The organism is Nguyenibacter vanlangensis (assembly GCF_013376155.1).
GTDB lineage: Bacteria > Pseudomonadota > Alphaproteobacteria > Acetobacterales > Acetobacteraceae > Gluconacetobacter > Gluconacetobacter vanlangensis.
On record NZ_JABXXP010000702.1, the window covers coordinates 1 to 1415 of the forward strand.

Genomic DNA, 1415 nt, shown 5'->3' on the forward strand with positions numbered 1-1415 from the left:
GGGTCGTCCAGGCCGGCGAAGGCGGCGTAGGACTGGCCGGGCAGGGTGTCGTCGGGCAGTTCGGCGATGCCGTCATGCGCGTCGCCCAGCCCGAGTTCGCGCAGCGAGCAGAGCATGCCGCCGCTGGTCTCGCCCCGGATGGCGCCGGCCTTGATGGTGGTGTCGAGGCCCGGGATGTAGGTGCCGGGCGGGGCGAAGATGACCGCGAGCCCGGTGCGGGCATTGGGCGCGCCGCAGACGACCTGCACCGGGTCGAAGCCCGGGCCGGCATCGACCCGGCAGACCCGCAGCCGGTCGGCGTTGGGGTGCTGCGCGGCCTCGATGATGCGGGCGGTGCGGAAGGGGACCAGGGCGGCGCCGGGATCGGCGACGGATTCGACCTCGAGCCCGATCGCGTTCAGCTTGGCGCAGATCTCCTCGACCGACGCGGTGGTGTCGAGATGGTCGCGCAGCCAGGACAGGGTGAACTTCATCGGTCACAGACCTTCATGCAGCAGGGCCGGCGAGAGCGGGCTGGTGCCGTAATGGCGCAGCCAGCGCACGTCGCTTTCGTAGAACGAGCGGAGGTCCGGGATGCCGTGGCGCAGCATGGTCAGGCGTTCGATCCCCATCCCGAAGGCGAAGCCCTGCCATTCGCGCGGGTCCAGGCCGCAATTGGCCAGCACGCGCGGATGGACCATGCCCGAGCCGAGGACTTCGAGCCAGTCGCTGCCGGCGCCGATCTCGCCGCTTTGGCGCGACCAGGCGATATCGACCTCCATCGAGGGTTCGGTGAAGGGGAAATAGGAGGCGCGGAAGCGCACCGGCAGGTCGGGCTGGCCGAAATAGGCGCGCAGGAAGTCGGTCAGGCAGCCCTTGAGATGGGCGAGCGTGATGCCGCGGTCGATCACCAGCCCTTCGCACTGATGGAACATCGGCGAATGGGTGGCGTCATGGTCGGCGCGGTAGGTGCGGCCCGGCGCGATGATGCGGATCGGCGGTTCCTGGCCCAGCATGGTGCGGATCTGCACGCCCGAGGTCTGGGTGCGCAGCACGCGCTCGCGCCCGGAGCCCGCCTGCGCGGGCAGGTAGAACGTATCCTGGTCGGTGCGGGCCGGATGGTGGTCGGGCGTGTTGAGCGCCGAGAAATTATGCCAATCGGTTTCGATGTCCGGGCCTTCGGCGACCTTGAAGCCCATGGCGCCGAAGATGGCGGCCATTTCCTCCATCGTGCGGCTGATCGGGTGCAGGGTGCCGCGCTGCTCGGGACGGGTGGGCAGGGTGACGTCGACCCGTTCGGCGGCGAGGCGGGCATTGAGCAGGGCGGATTCGATCTCGGCGCCGCGGGCCTCGACCGCGCGGGTGAGTTCGTCGCGCAGGCGGTTGACGGCGGCGCCGCGCAGCTTGCGCTGATCGGGCGACATGCGGCCGAGTTC

Annotated in this window: 1 protein-coding gene and 1 pseudogene; both read right to left on the reverse strand. The window is 70.2% G+C overall.

The features are described from left to right. A pseudogene (locus tag HUK84_RS18200) lies at positions 1-473 on the reverse strand (phenylalanine--tRNA ligase subunit beta); the annotation flags it as partial. Between the two features lie 3 nt (positions 474-476). After that, positions 477-1415 (reverse strand): phenylalanine--tRNA ligase subunit alpha (gene pheS / locus HUK84_RS18205; protein WP_176641497.1); only part of this gene is annotated, 939 nt, incomplete at its 5' end.